General features: G+C 54.8%; 17 protein-coding genes. 13 read left to right on the top strand and 4 right to left on the bottom strand.

The genetic code is table 11. The features are described 5' to 3' along the window. Positions 1 to 191: 191 nt before the first annotated feature. The 9 genes from ONV78_RS20965 to ONV78_RS21005 all read left to right on the top strand — a co-directional run bounded on the left by ONV78_RS20965 (position 192) and on the right by ONV78_RS21005 (position 9,245). Positions 192 to 2,585, top strand: a complete 2,394-nt coding sequence (locus ONV78_RS20965) for an LPS-assembly protein LptD (RefSeq protein WP_279506116.1) — start codon at positions 192 to 194, stop codon at positions 2,583 to 2,585. 92 nt (positions 2,586 to 2,677) lie between these two features. Continuing rightward, a complete protein-coding gene (locus ONV78_RS20970) occupies positions 2,678 to 3,982 on the top strand; it encodes a peptidylprolyl isomerase (protein ID WP_279506118.1) in 1,305 nt (434 codons plus the stop codon). Between the two features lie 65 nt (positions 3,983 to 4,047). Further along, complete coding sequence (pdxA, locus tag ONV78_RS20975) at positions 4,048 to 5,052, top strand: 4-hydroxythreonine-4-phosphate dehydrogenase PdxA (RefSeq protein ID WP_279506120.1); 1,005 nt, start codon at positions 4,048 to 4,050, stop codon at positions 5,050 to 5,052. Further along, the gene (rsmA, locus tag ONV78_RS20980) at positions 5,039 to 5,860 is read left to right on the top strand and encodes a 16S rRNA (adenine(1518)-N(6)/adenine(1519)-N(6))-dimethyltransferase RsmA (protein WP_279506122.1); all 822 of its coding nucleotides are present in this window, start codon (positions 5,039 to 5,041) and stop codon (positions 5,858 to 5,860) included. Before pdxA ends, rsmA begins: the two co-directional genes overlap by 14 nt. A gap of 48 nt (positions 5,861 to 5,908) precedes the next feature. Then, positions 5,909 to 6,292, top strand: a complete 384-nt coding sequence (gene apaG / locus ONV78_RS20985) for a Co2+/Mg2+ efflux protein ApaG (RefSeq protein WP_216737650.1) — start codon at positions 5,909 to 5,911, stop codon at positions 6,290 to 6,292. A gap of 59 nt (positions 6,293 to 6,351) precedes the next feature. Then, positions 6,352 to 7,155, top strand: a complete 804-nt coding sequence (locus ONV78_RS20990) for a symmetrical bis(5'-nucleosyl)-tetraphosphatase (RefSeq protein WP_279506124.1) — start codon at positions 6,352 to 6,354, stop codon at positions 7,153 to 7,155. Then, the gene (locus ONV78_RS20995) at positions 7,148 to 7,561 is read left to right on the top strand and encodes a DUF423 domain-containing protein (protein WP_216737648.1); all 414 of its coding nucleotides are present in this window, start codon (positions 7,148 to 7,150) and stop codon (positions 7,559 to 7,561) included. The genes ONV78_RS20990 and ONV78_RS20995 overlap by 8 nt, the downstream gene beginning before the upstream one ends. Before the next feature lie 74 nt (positions 7,562 to 7,635). After that, positions 7,636 to 8,223: a nucleoid occlusion factor SlmA gene (gene slmA / locus ONV78_RS21000; protein WP_011399804.1), complete on the top strand. Its 588-nt coding sequence runs from the start codon at positions 7,636 to 7,638 to the stop codon at positions 8,221 to 8,223. 182 nt (positions 8,224 to 8,405) lie between these two features. Then, a complete protein-coding gene (locus ONV78_RS21005; RefSeq protein ID WP_279506127.1) occupies positions 8,406 to 9,245 on the top strand; it encodes a transporter substrate-binding domain-containing protein in 840 nt (279 codons plus the stop codon). 10 nt (positions 9,246 to 9,255) lie between these two features. Here ONV78_RS21005 and ONV78_RS21010 read toward each other — a convergent pair whose 3' ends face one another. Both ONV78_RS21010 and ONV78_RS21015 read right to left on the bottom strand, forming a co-directional pair. Beyond that, positions 9,256 to 10,065 carry an inositol monophosphatase family protein gene (locus tag ONV78_RS21010; protein ID WP_279506129.1) on the bottom strand — a complete coding sequence of 270 codons (810 nt, stop codon included), beginning with the start codon at positions 10,063 to 10,065 and terminating at the stop codon, positions 9,256 to 9,258. 66 nt (positions 10,066 to 10,131) lie between these two features. Next, entirely contained in the window at positions 10,132 to 10,977 is an 846-nt protein-coding gene (locus ONV78_RS21015; RefSeq protein ID WP_279506132.1) for a prephenate dehydratase, read from the bottom strand. Positions 10,978 to 11,248: 271 nt separating this feature from the next. On the opposite strand from ONV78_RS21015, the gene ONV78_RS21020 reads away from it, so the two are divergent. From ONV78_RS21020 to ONV78_RS21035, 4 genes are all read left to right on the top strand, one after another. Next, positions 11,249 to 11,983 carry a VWA domain-containing protein gene (locus tag ONV78_RS21020; protein WP_279506134.1) on the top strand — a complete coding sequence of 245 codons (735 nt, stop codon included), beginning with the start codon at positions 11,249 to 11,251 and terminating at the stop codon, positions 11,981 to 11,983. Between the two features lie 27 nt (positions 11,984 to 12,010). Beyond that, a complete protein-coding gene (locus tag ONV78_RS21025) occupies positions 12,011 to 12,763 on the top strand; it encodes a molecular chaperone DnaJ (protein WP_216737644.1) in 753 nt (250 codons plus the stop codon). A gap of 39 nt (positions 12,764 to 12,802) precedes the next feature. Beyond that, entirely contained in the window at positions 12,803 to 13,462 is a 660-nt protein-coding gene (locus ONV78_RS21030; protein ID WP_279506136.1) for a DUF480 domain-containing protein, read from the top strand. Between the two features lie 587 nt (positions 13,463 to 14,049). After that, positions 14,050 to 15,174: a 3-deoxy-7-phosphoheptulonate synthase gene (locus tag ONV78_RS21035; RefSeq protein WP_253938413.1), complete on the top strand. Its 1,125-nt coding sequence runs from the start codon at positions 14,050 to 14,052 to the stop codon at positions 15,172 to 15,174. A 127-nt stretch (positions 15,175 to 15,301) separates the two neighbouring features. Here ONV78_RS21035 and ONV78_RS21040 read toward each other — a convergent pair whose 3' ends face one another. Continuing rightward, positions 15,302 to 15,937 carry a LysE family transporter gene (locus tag ONV78_RS21040; RefSeq protein WP_279506137.1) on the bottom strand — a complete coding sequence of 212 codons (636 nt, stop codon included), beginning with the start codon at positions 15,935 to 15,937 and terminating at the stop codon, positions 15,302 to 15,304. Positions 15,938 to 16,038: 101 nt separating this feature from the next. Continuing rightward, positions 16,039 to 16,671: a trimeric intracellular cation channel family protein gene (locus ONV78_RS21045; protein WP_216737641.1), complete on the bottom strand. Its 633-nt coding sequence runs from the start codon at positions 16,669 to 16,671 to the stop codon at positions 16,039 to 16,041. Positions 16,672 to 16,700: the final 29 nt, after the last annotated feature.

Genomic DNA, 16,700 nt, shown 5'->3' on the forward strand with positions numbered 1-16,700 from the left:
GCATAACACAATGCATCTGGATGCTATCTTTAAGGTTTTGTTGGACGCCGCGACACTCGCCGGCTTAACGAATATTGCGGCTGTACTGGCGTTGCCTGCGCCGCTATCATGTCCGGTTCCAAATTACAGCTGCCGTCATCTGGGGATATCGTTGGACGGCGGGCATTTCCAAAAATGAATCAAGGGGTTTTATGAAGGAAGGGCGGAAGCGTCTGCGCGCCGGCTATTGTTACATGCTCGCCGGAGTGGTCGGTGTGGCTTCGACAGGGTCCTCGCGTGCGGATTCCGCACCGCAGTCCGCAGCCACGCTGGACTGGCGAATGCGTGAGTTCCTGACCCCACAGCAAATGACGACATTGGAGCCTCAATGCAGAGGAACCTATGTTGAGCCGGAGTACGGCTTCGTCAATGCTCCTTCTACTGCCTCTACTTCTGATAACGAAGCGCTCAGGGCGCGTTCCGACTCTCTGGTCTCACCCAGCGAATCCGCCATGCGTCTGCAAGGTAATGTCAAAGCGCAGCAAGGCGCCTGGTGGCTTGAAGCGGATCAGGTCGAGCTGGATCGCCAGACCAATGTAGTGGATTTACAGGGCCTGAAGGCCGCCCGGGCTCCCGGGCTGCTGCTGCACGGAGATACGGCCCGCTACAACCTGGACAGCAAAGATTTTAGCCTGTCCGACGCCAGTTACCTGATACACCAGCGCCACGCCCGCGGCGACGCTGAGCGGATAAGCAGCGCCGACGCACAACTGGTGCGTATCGAAGACGGCAGCTATACCACCTGTGATCCAATGCATAACGACTGGTCTATCGCCGCCAGCGAGATCATTCTGGATCGTGAGCAAGGCGAAGGGACCGCCAAGCATATGACATTGCGGGTCAAAGATGTCCCGGTGATGTATTTCCCTTATCTGCGCTTTCCTATCGATGACCGCCGCAAGAGCGGCTTCCTGTATCCCACCATCGGTACGTCGAACACCGGACGAGGCATGTCTTTCGGCATTCCTTACTACTTCAACTTGGCGCCTGACTATGACGCGACCTATTCGCCTCTATATATGCATGGTCGTGGTTTGCTGTCTGAGTTGGAAGGGCGCTGGCTGACAGAAGACACGTACAGCGAACTGCGTCTTGGCTATATCGCCCATGATAGCGAGTTCAGCAAAGAGAACCCGGATGAAAGCGGCCGTCGTTGGGCGTTGGACTTCACTAACCGTTATGACGTGAGCGAGAACTGGCGTTCCACGATCGATTACAATGTGGTGAGTGACAAAGACTATCTCAACGACTTGAACCGCACCTTGGAGATTCAGCAGGAAACCCACATCAAGCGTTCCTGGGATGTCACTTATTTAGGCGGCGGATACAGTTTCAAGAGCCACGTGCAGGGTTATCAGACGGTCGACGACGATATCGTGGATAACGACCGCCCTTATATGTTGCTGCCGCAGCTGTCTTTTGGTTGGGAGCGCGACTTTGATCCGGTGGCGTTTGGTCTGGAATCGGAGTTCACCTATTTTTGGCGTGACGACGAAAACCTCGATCCGGCTAAGGATCAGCAAGTGGTGGGCGCGCGCTGGCGTACGCAACCCAGTCTCAAGCTGCCTCTGTCTACAACCTGGGGCTACCTGACGCCAAAACTGCGTCTTGACCACACTGACTATCAGCTGGAGCAGCGCGCTACCGGGCTGGATGAGTCCATCAGCCGAACCGTGCCTTTCTACAGCCTGGATGCGGGCATTTATTTTGATCGCACGCTGACGCTGTTCGGCGACGAGTACAATCAGAGCCTTGAACCGCGTTTGTTTTATGTCTACTCCCCGGAGCAGGACCAGGACGATATTCCTGACTTCGATACCTCCGTGGCGACCTTCAGTTATTCCCAGCTTTACAAAGAAGACCGCTTCGTGGGCGGCGACCGCATCGGCGATAACAATCGTCTAACTCTGGGCGTCACCTCCCGTTTCAACGACCGCGCCACCGGCGCCGAGCGTCTGCGCGCCAGCGTTGGTCAGATCTTCTACTATGAGGATCAACAGGTAGGGCTGGGGACGGAAGGCCTCAGTGATGAAAGCGAGTCGCCTTGGGCGGGAGAACTGGTCTGGCGTCCGAACGACAGATTTGATTTCAAAGTAGAAGGGCTGTGGGACTGGCAGGAGCGTCAGACTGAGAAAGGAGCCACCACGTTGGCGTTCCATGATCCGGAGTATCGCAAGCTGCTTAACCTGAGTCATAGATATACTCATAACGATCTGGAACAGTCGGACGTGTCCGTGCTTTTCCCGGTGACGGATTCCGTCAGCGTGCTGGGTCGCTGGTTTTTTGATCTGGTCAACCACCGTACCATCGGTACTATGGCCGGTGTAGAATACAACGATTGCTGCTGGCGCTTTCAGGTTATCGCCAGAAGCTTCCTGAAAGATGCGGACGATACCGAAAACAGTGAGATGGATCATGGTGTCTTTCTGCGCTTCCAATTGCGCGGCCTGGGCAACATAGGCAGCCGCTTCGAAGATGTGATGGCTAAGGAAATGCGCAATTTCAACGAGCGCGAAACTTACCGCACGGAGCGTTATCAATGGTAGGGCCGCATAGCGGTCCCACCTCCCGCCGTAGTGACGGACGGCGATGAACAGAGTTGATCAAAGTACAGTTTTATTCAGATATACAGGGTTTCATGAAAACGCTAAGACTTAATTTCAGATCCGCCGTACTCAACGCGCTGGGTGCGCTGTTACTGCTTCAGGGATGTTTGGTCCACGCTCAGGTGCAGGAGCTTGATCGCGTCGTGGCGGTGGTTAATGACGACATCGTGCTGTACTCCGAGTTGCAAGACCGCGCCAGTCGTATCAAGGACAAATTGCGTCAACAAAAGACCTCCTTGCCGCCGGAGTCGGTATTGCAGGAAAAAGTGCTGGATCAGCTGGTGCTGGAAAGCATCCAGATGCAGATGGCGGACCGCGGAGGCATCCGGGTCAGCGACTCGCAACTGAACCAGACCATGCAGAATATCGCCAAGCAGAACGGCATGACCCTGGATCAGTTCCAGCAGGCGCTGAGTGAAGAAGGCGTGACCTATCAAAACGCCCGTGAGCAGATCCGCCGCGAAATGATCATCTCCCGCGTTCAACAACGCAGCGTGGATAGCCGTGTGCGGGTGACAGAGAAAGAGGTGAACGACTTTCTTAAATCCGCTTCAGCCAAACAGCAGCGCGCGGAAGAATATCACCTGGCCCATATCCTGATCGCCTTGTCGGAAAACGCGTCTGAAGCTCAGCGCAAAGAGGCGGAGAGCAAGGTAGAGAAGATCCGCAGCCAGCTTGACCAGGGCGTGGATTTTAAACAGCTGGCGGTCACTTATTCCGACGCGTCGACCGCCACAGAAGGGGGAGACCTGGGATGGCGCAAGCCGGATCAGGTGCCGTCCCTGTTTGCCGACGTCGCCCCCAAACTGGCTCCAGGCCAGACATCTGAACCCATTCGCAACAGCAGCGGCGTGCACTTCGTCGCCATGCTGGAAAAGCGCGGCGGCGTCAGCAAAGTGGTTGAGCAGTCCAAGGTCAGGCATATTCTGGTGCAGCAAAATGAGCTGCGCGACGAAATCGCTGCGAAAAAGCTGATTGAAGAAATCTATGACAAAGTGCAGGCAGGCGAAGATTTCGCAGAACTGGCCAAGGCCTATTCCGATGACGCTGTCAGCGCAGCCGCTGGCGGCAGCCTGGACTGGGTGAGCCCGGGCGATATGGTGCCTGAGTTTGACCAAATGATGCGTGAAACCTCTGTCGGCGCTGTTAGTAAGCCATTCCAGAGCACTTTTGGTTGGCACATCCTGCAGGTGCAGGATCGCCGCGAGGCGGATATCGGCGACCGGCTGATGGCCAGCCAGGCCAGACAGGTCCTGCATCGCCGTAAGTATGAAGAAGAGTTACAGAACTGGTTGAACGAAATTCGCGACGAAGCATTCATTCAGCTCAAGCTTTAACACATTGACCCTGCGCTTCCTCTCCCAGGGAGGCGCTACTGACGGCGACGGACAGGAGCCAGACGTTGAAAATAGCGATCACCCCGGGAGAACCGGCGGGCATCGGACCGGATATCTGCGTCGCCCTGGCGCAAAAGAGCTGGCCGGCCGATTTGGTGTTTGTGTGCGACCCGGAAGTGCTGCTCAAGCGGGCTGAAAGCCTAGGGTTGCCGCTGCAAGTGGCCATCTATTCGCCGGGGGATGATAGTCCGCCTCATGCTCGTCAGCCGGGATCTGCGCTGGTGTCGCCCGTCTCATGCGGCGCGCCAGTGACTCAAGGCGAACTGAATCCCGCCAACTCCCAATATGTATTGAATACCCTGCGTCGGGCCATTACGGGCTGCCTGCAGCGGGAGTTCGACGCCATGGTCACGGCGCCCGTGCACAAGGGTGTCATCAATGACGCTGGCGTCGCCTTTTCTGGACACACCGAGTACCTGCAGCAGCTCAGCAATGTGTCGCAAGTAGTGATGATGCTGGCCTCGGACGCCATGAAAGTGGCGCTGGTTACAACCCATCTGCCATTGTCGCAGGTCGCCCGCAGTATTACGGACGAACGCCTGGAGCGGGTGATCACCGTCCTGCACAAAGATCTGCGATACAAGTTCGGCATTGCTGATCCGCGCATCATTGTGGCGGGCCTTAATCCCCATGCGGGTGAGGGCGGTCATATGGGGCGCGAGGAAATTGACATTATCCAGCCAGCGCTGGAGCGTTTACGGAGCCAGGGGATGAACCTCATTGGCCCGTTGCCGGCGGATACCCTGTTTACGCCGAAAGTCCTGGAGACGGGCGACGCCGTGCTGGCCATGTATCACGATCAGGGTTTACCGGTGTTGAAGTACCAGGGCTTCGGGCGCGCCGCGAACATTACACTGGGCCTGCCCTTTATCCGTACTTCCGTTGATCACGGCACCGCGCTGGATCTTGCCGGGACGGGTAAGGCGGACGGCGGCAGTCTGGAAACCGCTTTGGAATACGCAATTAATATGGTTGAGCGCAGTCGGGGAAACATTCATGGGAAGGCATAACGAGAACATCGGGCATCAGGCGCGTAAGCGTTTTGGGCAGAACTTCCTGCATGATCGGGGTGTCATTGATCGCATCGTGCGGTCCATTAATCCCAAGCCAGATCAAAATCTGGTGGAAATCGGGCCGGGGCTGGGCGCCTTGACGGAAGAGCTGCTGAAAAGCGGCGGTTCCGTGACGGCAGTGGAGCTGGACCGGGACCTGACGCCCATTCTGCGTACAAAGTTTTTTAATTATCCGCAGTTCAATGTTATTGAGGCCGATGCGCTGAAATTCGACTTCACGCAACTGGCCACGCCGGAACGACCAATGCGCCTGGTCGGCAATCTGCCGTACAACATTTCCACGCCGCTGATTTTCCATCTGCTGACTTTTCGTGGGTTAGTGCAGGACATGTACTTCATGCTACAGAAGGAAGTGGTGGATCGTCTGGCTGCGAAGCCGGGCGAGGACGCGTACGGACGTCTAGGCGTCATGGCGCAGTATTACTGCAAAGTGGAGTCTTTGTTTAACGTTGGTCCAGGCGCCTTTCAGCCCGCGCCCAAGGTCTGGTCGGCTATCGTCAGATTGACGCCTTACACGGAGCCGCCGCTGGTCTGCAAGGATGTCGGGACGCTGACCTTGGTGGTGCGTCAGGCGTTCGCGATGCGCCGTAAGACCCTGCGCAATACGCTCAAGCAGTTGATTACCGTCGACGCGCTGCAATCGCTGGACATTGACCCACAACTCCGGCCGGAACGACTGGGTTTGCCCGAGTTTGTGAGAATCGCGGACTATGTATATGATCACCCGCTGGAAAACGAATCATAAGAATATCAGCGCCAGCGTGTAATCCGCTGGGCATAAGGGACCAGGCAGATGAGTGAGACGTCTTTGTACGATATTCGGGTAACTGTGCGCACGCAGTTTATCGCGTCACAATCCGACCCGGACAATAACCGCTTTGTGTTCGCTTACCACATCACGATCCTTAATGAAGGCGCGCGTGCGGCGCAGCTGTTGCGGCGGCGTTGGCTGATTATCGATGGCGACAACAAGGAGCAGGAAGTCACCGGTGACGGCGTGGTGGGACAGCAGCCGGTGATTCAGCCGGGCGCGAGCTATGAATATTCCAGCGGCTGCGTACTGGATACGGAAGTTGGCGCGATGGAAGGGCATTACGAGATGCTGGCTGACGATGGTCATCTGTTCAACGCGGAGATTCCCCGCTTTATACTCGCCGCGCCCCGCGTTCTGCATTAGGCGCTCTTGCGCCGTTCAAAGGGCTTCCTTAAACAACGACACAGATGTGACTCCTGGTTATGGCGACTTATGCAATCGGAGACATACAGGGCTGTTTTGAGCCCTTACAACGCTTACTGGATAAATTGAGCTTTGATCCCGCAGTGGATTCGCTCTGGTTTGCCGGGGATCTGATCAACCGGGGGCCGCAGTCTCTGGAATGTCTGCGTTACATTAAAAGCCTGGGCGACAGCTCGCTTAGCGTGCTTGGCAATCACGACCTGCATGCCCTGGCGGTGTATTACGGCGGTGAAAAGGTAAAACGCAAAGATACTTTCCAAAGTATCCTGCAAGCGCCGGACTGCGAGGAGCTGATGCAATGGTTGTTACGTCATCCGCTCGCCTACTATGACTCCGCCCGTAATATCTTTATGAGCCATGCCGGCTTGCCGCCGCAATGGGACGTCTCCCAGGCGTTAACCTTGGCGGAGGAATTGCAACAGGCGTTACGCGGACCTGACGCTAAATCCTACTTTCAAAATATGTACGGCAATGAACCGGCCTGCTGGCGGGATGACCTGACTGGGCTGGAGCGTTTGCGCTGTATTACCAACTATTTCACGCGCATGCGCTTTCTGGATGCAGACGGCGGCCTTGAGTTCAAGCACAAAGAAAAGATTGAAACCGCCCCGCCGGGGTATGCGCCCTGGTTCAGCTATCCAAGGCAAGACGACACAACGATCCTGTTTGGCCATTGGGCGGCGCTGCAAGGACATACCGGACGGGCCCGGTTTGTGGCTTTGGACACGGGGTGCGTATGGGGAGGAACCCTGCGCGCCGTCAATCTGGACACAATGGAAATGACAGAGGTGGCGCATGCGTGAGGAAGATAAACATGGCGGCTCGGGTATTCTGGCGGCCGGCCTGATTCTGATGGGGCTGTCAGTGGCCATGGGCGCAGTCGGCGCGCATTTGGTCGCGCATTTTCATCCAGAGGCGACAGGCAGTTTTGAAACGGCTGTGCGCTACCACTCGCTCCATGCGATGGGACTGATCATTCTGGCGCTGTCACGGGGATTTTGGTCGCGTAAGGCTTATGGTATTGTGGCGGCCTTTTTCGCCGCAGGGCTGGTTTTGTTCTGTGGCGGACTGTACGCCAAGACTTTATTGCAGTTCAGTTTCCCCAATGGATTCATACCCACCGGAGGCATGGCCTTTATTCTGGGATGGCTGATTTGGGGAGCTGAAGCGATACGCCTGAAATGGGGCAGGCGTGAGCGGGCGTTATAAGGGAACCAACGCACCGCGCTATCTAGATCCGTAGTTTGGTTGTGTTGTATTTGACCAAGGAGAACCTGGGAAAAATGAGTAAAGATCGGAACAATCGTAAAGAACAAATTCTGCAATGCCTCGCGCAAATGCTGCAGGACGAGCCGGGGGAGCGCATTACCACGGCCAAGCTGGCGAAGACCGTCGGCGTTTCGGAAGCCGCTTTGTATCGGCACTTCCCCAGTAAAGGGAGGATGTTCGAGGGATTGTTTGAGTTTATTGAAGAGAGCATTTTTTCCCGCATCAAGCTGATCCGTTCTGAGGAAATCAGCACCGCCCAGAAAATCAATAAATCTGTCTTGTTGTGCCTGACCTTCGCACAACGCAATCCCGGCATGTGCCGCCTGTTGCTCGGCGATGCGCTGCAAGGAGAAAAAGATAAATTGCGCGCTCGCGCAGCCTCTTTCTTCGAACGTTTGGAAACCGAGTTTCGCAGTATGCTGCGGGATGGGGACGTGCTGCATGGTCAACGCACCCAGTTGACTCAACTAGACAGCGCACAACTCTTTCTGAGTCTGATCGAAGGGAACATGCACCGCTTTATCCGTTCCGGCTTCCGCATCGATCCACTGCAAGGCTGGGATGAGCACTGGGGTTTTATCTCCCAACACCTGTTCGTTTGAAAGCAGCTATTCTTTTAACTATGTTAAAGTGAGCCTGAAGCGCTCCTATTGTTCGTTTGTAGTACAAACGGGTTATGGATTACTTTGGGCCGGACTGAGACTATTGTACAAGAATGTAATGGGCTGCGTGGTACACTCTCCCGCCATAAGTACAACCAAATACAGGTTTTTGGAAATCGCCAGTGACGGGTTTTTATCGATTGCACGCTGCGCTATGCAGCGTGTTTGCTTTGTGGTTGGGATTCGCCGGACCGGCTATGGGTGCGGAAGCGCCTGCTGAAAAAGGTAAAACGGTCCGCATCGCCACCGGTGAATGGCTGCCTTACGTCAGTGAGACTCAGCCATACTGGGGCGCTTTGGGTCACATCATCACGACCGCTTTTAACCGCGCGGGTTATCAGGTGAAGTTTCAGAATTTTCCCTGGGCGAGGGGATACCAGCTGGTCAAGGATGGCGTTTGGGATGCGACCATGCCTTACTACTGCTCACCGGATCGCGAGCAGGAATTCTATTGCAGCAATCCTTTGGTTAGCGGCGAGCAGGTGTTCTTTCACCTGAAAGAGGTGCCTGTTCAGTGGGAGCAGCTATCTGATCTGAAAGGATATTCAATCGGCGCCACACTCGGCTATTACTATGGAGAGGCTTTTGAAAAGGCGGAGAGTAGCGGCGAACTGATGGTGAAACGTATCGCCAGTGACGAAAAAAACATGCAGTTGTTGCTGATGGGACGCATCAAGCTGTTTCCTCAGGACAAAGAAGTCGGCTACAGCACGGTCCGTCACATGTACCCGCATCAGAAAGAGTTACTGACCCACCACCCCAGACCAATTCATACTAAAACCTTGCACCTTATTTTTCCGCGAGATAACCCCACCAGTCCTGAGCTATTGAAAGTCTTCAACAAACAGTTGGGCGAGTTAAAGCGCGAGGGTATTTGGGATCAGTACATGCGCGCCATGCGTGATGGGGATTACGAGAAACCCGCTGGTGGGGCTGAGCCGCCAGCGGGCAAAGAACATTAAAGCGGACGGTTTACAGGGTTTTTAGCAGAATGTCCGCTAAAGGCTGATACAACGCCGGGCTGGCGATGAGCAAATCCTTGCTGTTTAACTCTTCTGGCATGCCTTCCGGCGCCACTGTCAAATTGCCGCAACTTGCGCCCGCTTCCTGGGCGATCAGGCGCGCTGCTGCGCAGTCCCAAGGGCTGACGGTTTCGTAGTAAGCGTCCAGACGTCCCATGGCTACCCAACAGATATCCAGCGCCGCCGAGCCGATACGGCGAATATCCTGGCACTCCATCATCACCGCCTGTAGTCGTTGAATCAGCTCCGGCAATCGACTTTTATCGTAAGGAAAGCCGGTTGCCACCAGCGCTTGCCGTAAATTGGTGGCGCCGCTGACCTGGATAGGCTTGTGATTGCGCAGCGAATACTGGCCGCGCATAGCGTGAAAGGTTTCTTTCTGAAACGGACAGTGCACCACGCCGATTTGCGCTTCGCCTCTTTCAAAATAGGCGATGGATACCGCCACCTGATAATGGCCGTGGGCGAAATTGACGGTGCCGTCGATGGGGTCGATGACCCACAATGGGCCGTTGAGGTCGCCGACTTTGCTTATGTCGGACATATTCTCTTCCGACAAAATGGCGTGATCTGGATAGTTGGCGCGGATGCGTTTGTGTATCAGCTCATCGACTTTCAGGTCAACGGAAGTCACCAGCTCCTGGTGATTTTTGAAGCTGGTTTCATATTCTGCATTGCGCTGCTCTTTTTCCATTAACTCGCCGGCCTGCAACGCCAGATCCACCGCGAACGTTGAAATGTCGTGTAGGGAATGTGTCATGTGTTCAATCACCTTGATAAGAGTAATGGATGGCCCGTCGCGCAGGCGAGCGCCGGGCCGGGAGCGTTAGTCGTGAAAGCTGCGGCTGGCGCGCATGGAGTGAGCCCGATATGTGCCCAGCATGCGAATATCCTCGGCGAAGAAAGTCAGCTCTTCCAAGGCCAGCTTCATGTTCGGCGAGTCGATGTGTCCCTCAATGTCCACATGGAACTGACTGGCGTTCAAAGTGCCGCCCGGCATGTAGCTCTCCAGTTTCACCAGATTGACGCCGTTGGTGGCGAACCCGCCCAGGGCCTTGTACAACGCGGCGGGAATATTGCGCACCCGGAAGAGCAGGGAGGTGATGTACTTCACTCCTGGCTCAAGGGGAGGGAGTCTGTTTTCGTGGGAAAGGATAATAAAGCGAGTGGTATTGCCGGTTTTATCCTGAAAATTCTCTTTCAGAATCTCCAGCCCGTACAGCTCAGCCGCCAGACTGGACGCGATGGCGGCTTTGGTTTTATCGCCGCTCTGGCTGACTTCCAGGGCTGCGCCGGCGGTATCCAGCGTGGCGACTGGGTTCAGTCCCAGCTCGCGAACGTGATCGGCGCATTGCGCCAGCGCCTGGGGATGTGAGCCGACAACGCACAGATCTTCCAGACGCGCCCCAGGAAGCGCCATGAGGCAGTGGTTTACGGCTTCGAAGTGCTCTTCCTGAATATGCAGGCTCATTTGTGGAATCAAGCGGTAAATCTCCTCCACACGTCCTGCGGTGGAGTTTTCCAGAGGGATCATCGCCAGTTCCGCTTTGCCTTGCTCCACCTCTTCCATGGCTGCGCGAAATGAGCCGCAAGCACGCGCTTCGCGATCGGGAAATACTTGCTTACACGCCAGATGGGAGTAAGCGCCCTCATGACCTTGATAGACAATCACCTTGAACCTCGTAATTATGTGCCGGACGAAAAGCGCGACGCTGTGTGCTCAGACTGACTCTGACTGCGCAGGCCTGGGGCGTCGCCGGGTGCGTTGGCGCTTGGAAATAGAAAAGCATGTACTCTAAGGACTTCCCGTCCAGTTTTCTAATAGTTTGTGGGTGAAGCGTCCGGGATAACATTAATTTTGCCGTTGGCGTCGCCGCATAAGCGCTTAACCTGCAATACTTTTTAGTATATTTAACAGAGAATCGGTTTGCGGAGGCAATGATATGAATAAAACGCCAGCGAGACCGAATGCGCCGCCAGCCAGCAAACAGGCGATCCAGCACTTTCTGCAAAAGGTCAAAACGACGCCCTTGGCGCACACTCATGGGAGCGGGCGTCTTATATTCGCAGTCGACGCCACGATGAGTCGTCAGCTGCTCTGGGATCAGGCGAGTCAACTGCAGGCGGAAATGTTTCTTAGCGTCGGAAACGCGACGGGGCTGCAGGTACAGTTTGTCTATTATCGAGGACTCAAAGAGTTTAATTGTTCTGATTGGGTGACTGACGCAAATGCCTTGGTGCGGGCAATGACCTCCGTATATTGTATGGCGGGCCAAACACAGATTGGCCGAGTGCTGGCGCACGGAAAGTCAGAGTCTTTGAAACGCAAAGTTCAGGCATTGGTGTTTGTCGGCGATGCGTTAGAAGAAGATGCTTCCGGATTATTGAGACAAGCGGGGGAGCTTGGCATTATCGGCGCGCCGGTCTTTATGTTTCAGGAAGGCTGTGATGCGGGCGTGGAAGCAGTGTACAAAGATATCGCCAGACTCTCCGGCGGCGCTTGGTGTCGATTTGACGAAGGTAGCGCAGAACAGCTAAAGGAGCTGCTCGGCGCTGTTGCCGAGTATGCGCGTGGCGGCCTGCCTGCATTGGAGGCCTACAGTCGTCGAGGTGGCCCTCGTTTGCTGGAATTGAGGCGACAACTCCCCGGGCCGAAAATAGATACCAAAACGCCCTGACATGGCGGCGATAATAAGGAAAGAGAAGTGCAACTGATATTGGGGTTTTTGCTGGCTTTAATTTTTTTCTGGCTGCTGCAGCATGTATTTCAGGCGCCGCCGGAAAAAAGAAAGAAAAATCTGACCTATCTCGCACTGGGTATTGGCGGAGTCGTTATTCTATTGCTGGTGGTGACCGGCCGGTTGAATTTTATCGCAGCTTTGTTTGCGGCGCTCCTGTTGCTGTTCAAGCGTCTTCCTTCCGTCTTGCAGTGGTTGCCCCTGCTGCGCAAACTTTTCAACGCCGGACGTGACTCTGTGGCGGGAGGCGATGGGCAATCCAGCATCGAAACCAGCCTGCTGCGCATGACGCTGGATCACCGCAGCGGCAAGATGGATGGAGACGTCCTGGCGGGCCGTTACTCCGGGCAGAACCTGCAAGCGATGGACGTAAGCAGTCTGGCGACTCTCTATCGTTCAGCAGTGAGAGATTATCAAGACTCCATTGAGATTCTGGAGACCTATTTTGAACGAGTCTATGGCGTGCATTGGCGGACCCAGTTCTCCGTGGACGATGTGGATAACGTACCAACCCATGATGAGGCCATGACGCTGGCTGACGCCAAAGACGTGCTTGGCCTGACGGATCATGATTTGAGTGAAGATGAGGTCGTGGAGGCGCATCGCCGATTGATGCAGAAGTTTCACCCTGATCGCGGCGGCAGTAATTATCTGGCGGCGAAAATCAACGAAGCCAAACGCATACTACTGGCCCATCTACGTAGCCAGGGATACCAATAATTTGAAATCAGTGGTCGATAACGGGTAAGGAGAGGGGAAATGAAAAAAGATCTGACATTATATGAAACCCGTGTGGTCGGGGTGTTGCTGGAAAAAGAAATCACTACGCCGGACCAATATCCGTTGTCGCTGAATGCGCTGGTGAACGCCTGTAATCAGAAAAGCAACCGCCATCCGGTGCTGGAACTGGACGAAGCGACTGTCCGCCAGACTCTGGAAGCGTTGCAGCGTAAGGACCTGGTGAAAGGCAGCAGTTATGGAAGTAGGGTGGAAAAGTACCATCATCGTTTCTGTAACACAGAGTTTGGCGAACTTAAGCTGGATGCGCAGCAAGTCGCGGTGGTATGCGAACTCCTGTTACGGGGGGCGCAAACGCCGGGAGAGCTGCGCTCACGCGCCAGCAGAATGGCGGAGTTCACCGATGTCCTGGCTGTAGAGGCGACGCTGAAACGGCTGCTGGAACACAAGCAGGGACCTCTGGTCGCGATGTTGCCTCGTGAGCCCGGCAAGAGAGAGTCGCGTTACATGCACATGTTCAGCAGCGACATAGAGCCGGTAGAAACGGCGACTCCTTCTGACTCTGGCAACATCTCCGCCTACAAGGCGAGGATTACGGACTTGGAGGCGCGTCTGGAGGCGCTGCAGGAGGAAAACGAGTCATTGAAGAAGAAGTTAAGGCAGTTGGGGCAGGTGGTGTAAGGCGTCGAAAGGGAGGCGTTATTGGCGCCTTCGAACTTTTTTCCCGTTTGCAGTTGCTTTTTGTTAAAACCGCAGGTTAGTATTTACTCCATGAATACGCACAACACTCTCAACATTTTCAAATCTTTCTCCGGCAACGCAGCGGTTGCTGGCGTTCGTGCGTATTTTAGCGGTTGGCATTTTTGGTTTTATTTTTATAACCATCGTTAACGAGCCCCCGCATACTTAGGTTACAGGAAGGCGCGTTTAACGAAGCTGCCTTCCGGAAGAACTCTCAAAGAAGCTCCGAAGGCAAACGTCTCCGGGGCTTTTTTTATACCCTCGCGGGACTGGAAGCTGCGAATCAACAAGGTGTCGTTGGCAGTTGGATTGAAGCAAACAGGTAATCAACAGGGTAAGGTCATGACGGGTAATCAGTCGTATACTAAAGAGGACAGGGAACCGGCGCCGGCGCTTCAACATAGTGATGTGTGCGGTCGCTTTCTGCCTAGATGGTGGTGTCAGTCTCGATTTAGTTATTGATTTTAAAACTGAATCTTTAACTTACGAATCGAATGCAGACACAGAGTAATATCGGGAGAGAACCAATGAACCAGGCAGCGACAGTCAAAGAATCCGGCGTAAAGTCGATGGGAATCAAGGCAAGAGCAGTTATCGACGAGACATTGAAACATATGGAGCCACCAATACAGCCGATGGGCGATATCCTGCCCTCAGCCAATCAACTTCGGCACCGCTATCCTGTTAACGCATACCTGGCCACACAGCTGGAGAATGCGCGGACAGCCATCAATAATATTGTGCACGGCGATGACCCGCGTCTGTTGGTCGTTGTCGGACCTTGCTCCGTACACGACACCGATGGCGTGCTGGAGTACGGCCGCCGCTTGGCTGAACTGAAGCCGCAATTGGACGACCGCATGCAAATCGTTATGCGCGCCTACGTAGAAAAGCCTCGCACTACCGTCGGCTGGAAAGGTCTGGTGTATGATCCTCTGCTGGACGGTTCACACCATATGGCTTACGGCTTGGACAAAGCCAGAAGGCTGATGGTTGAATTGGCGCATCTCGGCCTGCCTTTGGCGACTGAGGCGTTGAGTCCGATCGTGTCGGACTACTTGCAGGATTTGGTGTCCTGGACAGCGATTGGCGCTCGCACCACAGAGAGTCAATTGCACAGAGAGATGGCCAGCGGCCTGACCTCCGCAGTCGGATTCAAGAACGGAACGGACGGCGGAGTGGAAGTGGCGATACAAGCCATGCAATCCAGCCGCTCTCCCCACTGTTACCCCACCTTGTCCACCTGCGGACGCCCCCAAATGCGCAAAACCCTCGGCAACCCCCACGTTCACTTAGTGCTGCGCGGCGGCAGAGGAAAACCTAACTACGATGAAGATAGCGTAAGAGAGTACAGCGAAGCGCTGGAAAAACATGGTCTTCCCGTGCGTTTGATGGTGGACTGCAGCCACGACAACAGCCGGAAAGATTTCCGTAACCAGTCCAAAGTGCTGAATGAAGTCGTGCGTCAGTTGAAAACAGGTAGCTCCACGGTTATGGGCGTCATGCTGGAAAGTTATCTGCAAGAAGGAACTCAGAAAGTACATCCTGACAGACCGCTGCAGTATGGCGTCTCAATCACGGATGGTTGCATTGGTTGGGATGAAACGGAACGTTTGCTGACTGATCTGTATGGACAGTTGCCAGCCAAGTAAGAATCAGGAATTAAAAACTCTGTGTACGCCTTGGCGCTTAATAGTAGCGTCGAGGCCAGAGAGGCGAGATTTCCCGCTCGCCTTTCTGTGCTTCTTCTAGCGGACTTTACGCAGTATTAATGCGCTCTTAGTCGCGAGTCGCGGCGAACAGTCTGGCCGCGAGACCAAATAACACGACTCCCATCACTCGCTCAATCCAGTGTGAACAGCGCTGGAATACTCTGCGTACGCGCTCTCCAGAAAGGAAGAAACTGAAACCGCAGAACCACAGCGTAGTGGCCACGAACATCCAGCCGCCATAAATACCCTGAATCCACTTGGGCGTGTCCGGGCTGATCACGACGGAAAACAAGGCGACAAAGAACAAGGTGGCTTTAGGGTTAAGCACGTTGGTTAAAAAGCCCAGACGAAACGCCTGCCATGCGGACTCACTAGGCAGTGTTTGTTGCAGCGGTTCGTCAGATGGCGCTTGAGGTTTGGCGCGCAAACACTGGAAGCCCACCCAGATTAAATAAGCGGCGCCAATCCACTTCAATACGTTGAAGGCGACCACGGACTGAGAAATCAGCAGGCCAATACCCAATAATGAATAAGTGATGTGTAGAAGTATGCCTGAGCCAATCCCCGTACTGGTCCATAATGCGGGTTTCAGTCCTCGACACAGGCTTTGGCGCATCACCACGGCGAAGTCCGGTCCGGGGCTGGCGACAGCCAATAGGTGGGCGAGGGCGACGGTAAGAAACTCAGTCCAGTACTCATGCATGGGCATACTCCTTGGATATTGAATGCGCTAGCGATCAGAAAAGCATAATCATACGCCGGAGCGGCGGATTCAAGCCTTTCTGAAGCCTGAGCATATTGAGCCTACTCCGGTTTGGGCGTTTCCTGTTCGTCTTCAGAAAAAAGAAACGCGGGCAAGCTGATATTGAAGTACACGCCGGCAAGCCGTGACGCCAGTGTGACCGCCATTCCTGACAACGCGGCGACATCCGAGTCTATGCTGAAGTAGCTCAAAGTCAGGTATAGAAATGAGCCGGCGATGGCTGGCGTAGCGTAGATTTCGCGATGGAAAATCAGCGGGATTTCGTTGCAGATAATATCGCGTAAAACACCGCCTGCAACGCCAGTCATGATGCCCATCAACAGGCAAATTTCGAAGCTGTGGCCCAGCGCCTGCGCTTTTTGCGTGCCGGCGATCGTGAAAAAAGCCAGTCCAATGGCGTCGCAGACTTCCAGCATATGAAGAGGGATGCGTTTGAGCCTGACCAGTACGAACGTGGCGAGGGCGGAAATAATGCCCACGCCAAGATAGGTTGTGTTGGCGATCCAGACGACAGGGTGAGCGTTCAACACGAGGTCGCGCAGAGTGCCGCCGCCGAGACAGGTTACCAGGGCGACCACAAGCACGCCGAAAACGTCCAGTTTCTTGTGTCCGGCGACAAGCGCGCCGGAAATGGCGAATACAGCGATACCAAAGAAATCCAGAAACACGTACATGGAAGCTCCGCAAAGGGCTGGTTTGACGA

Source organism: Hahella sp. CR1, assembly GCF_029813005.1.
In the GTDB taxonomy this organism is placed as follows: Bacteria; Pseudomonadota; Gammaproteobacteria; order Pseudomonadales; family Oleiphilaceae; genus Hahella.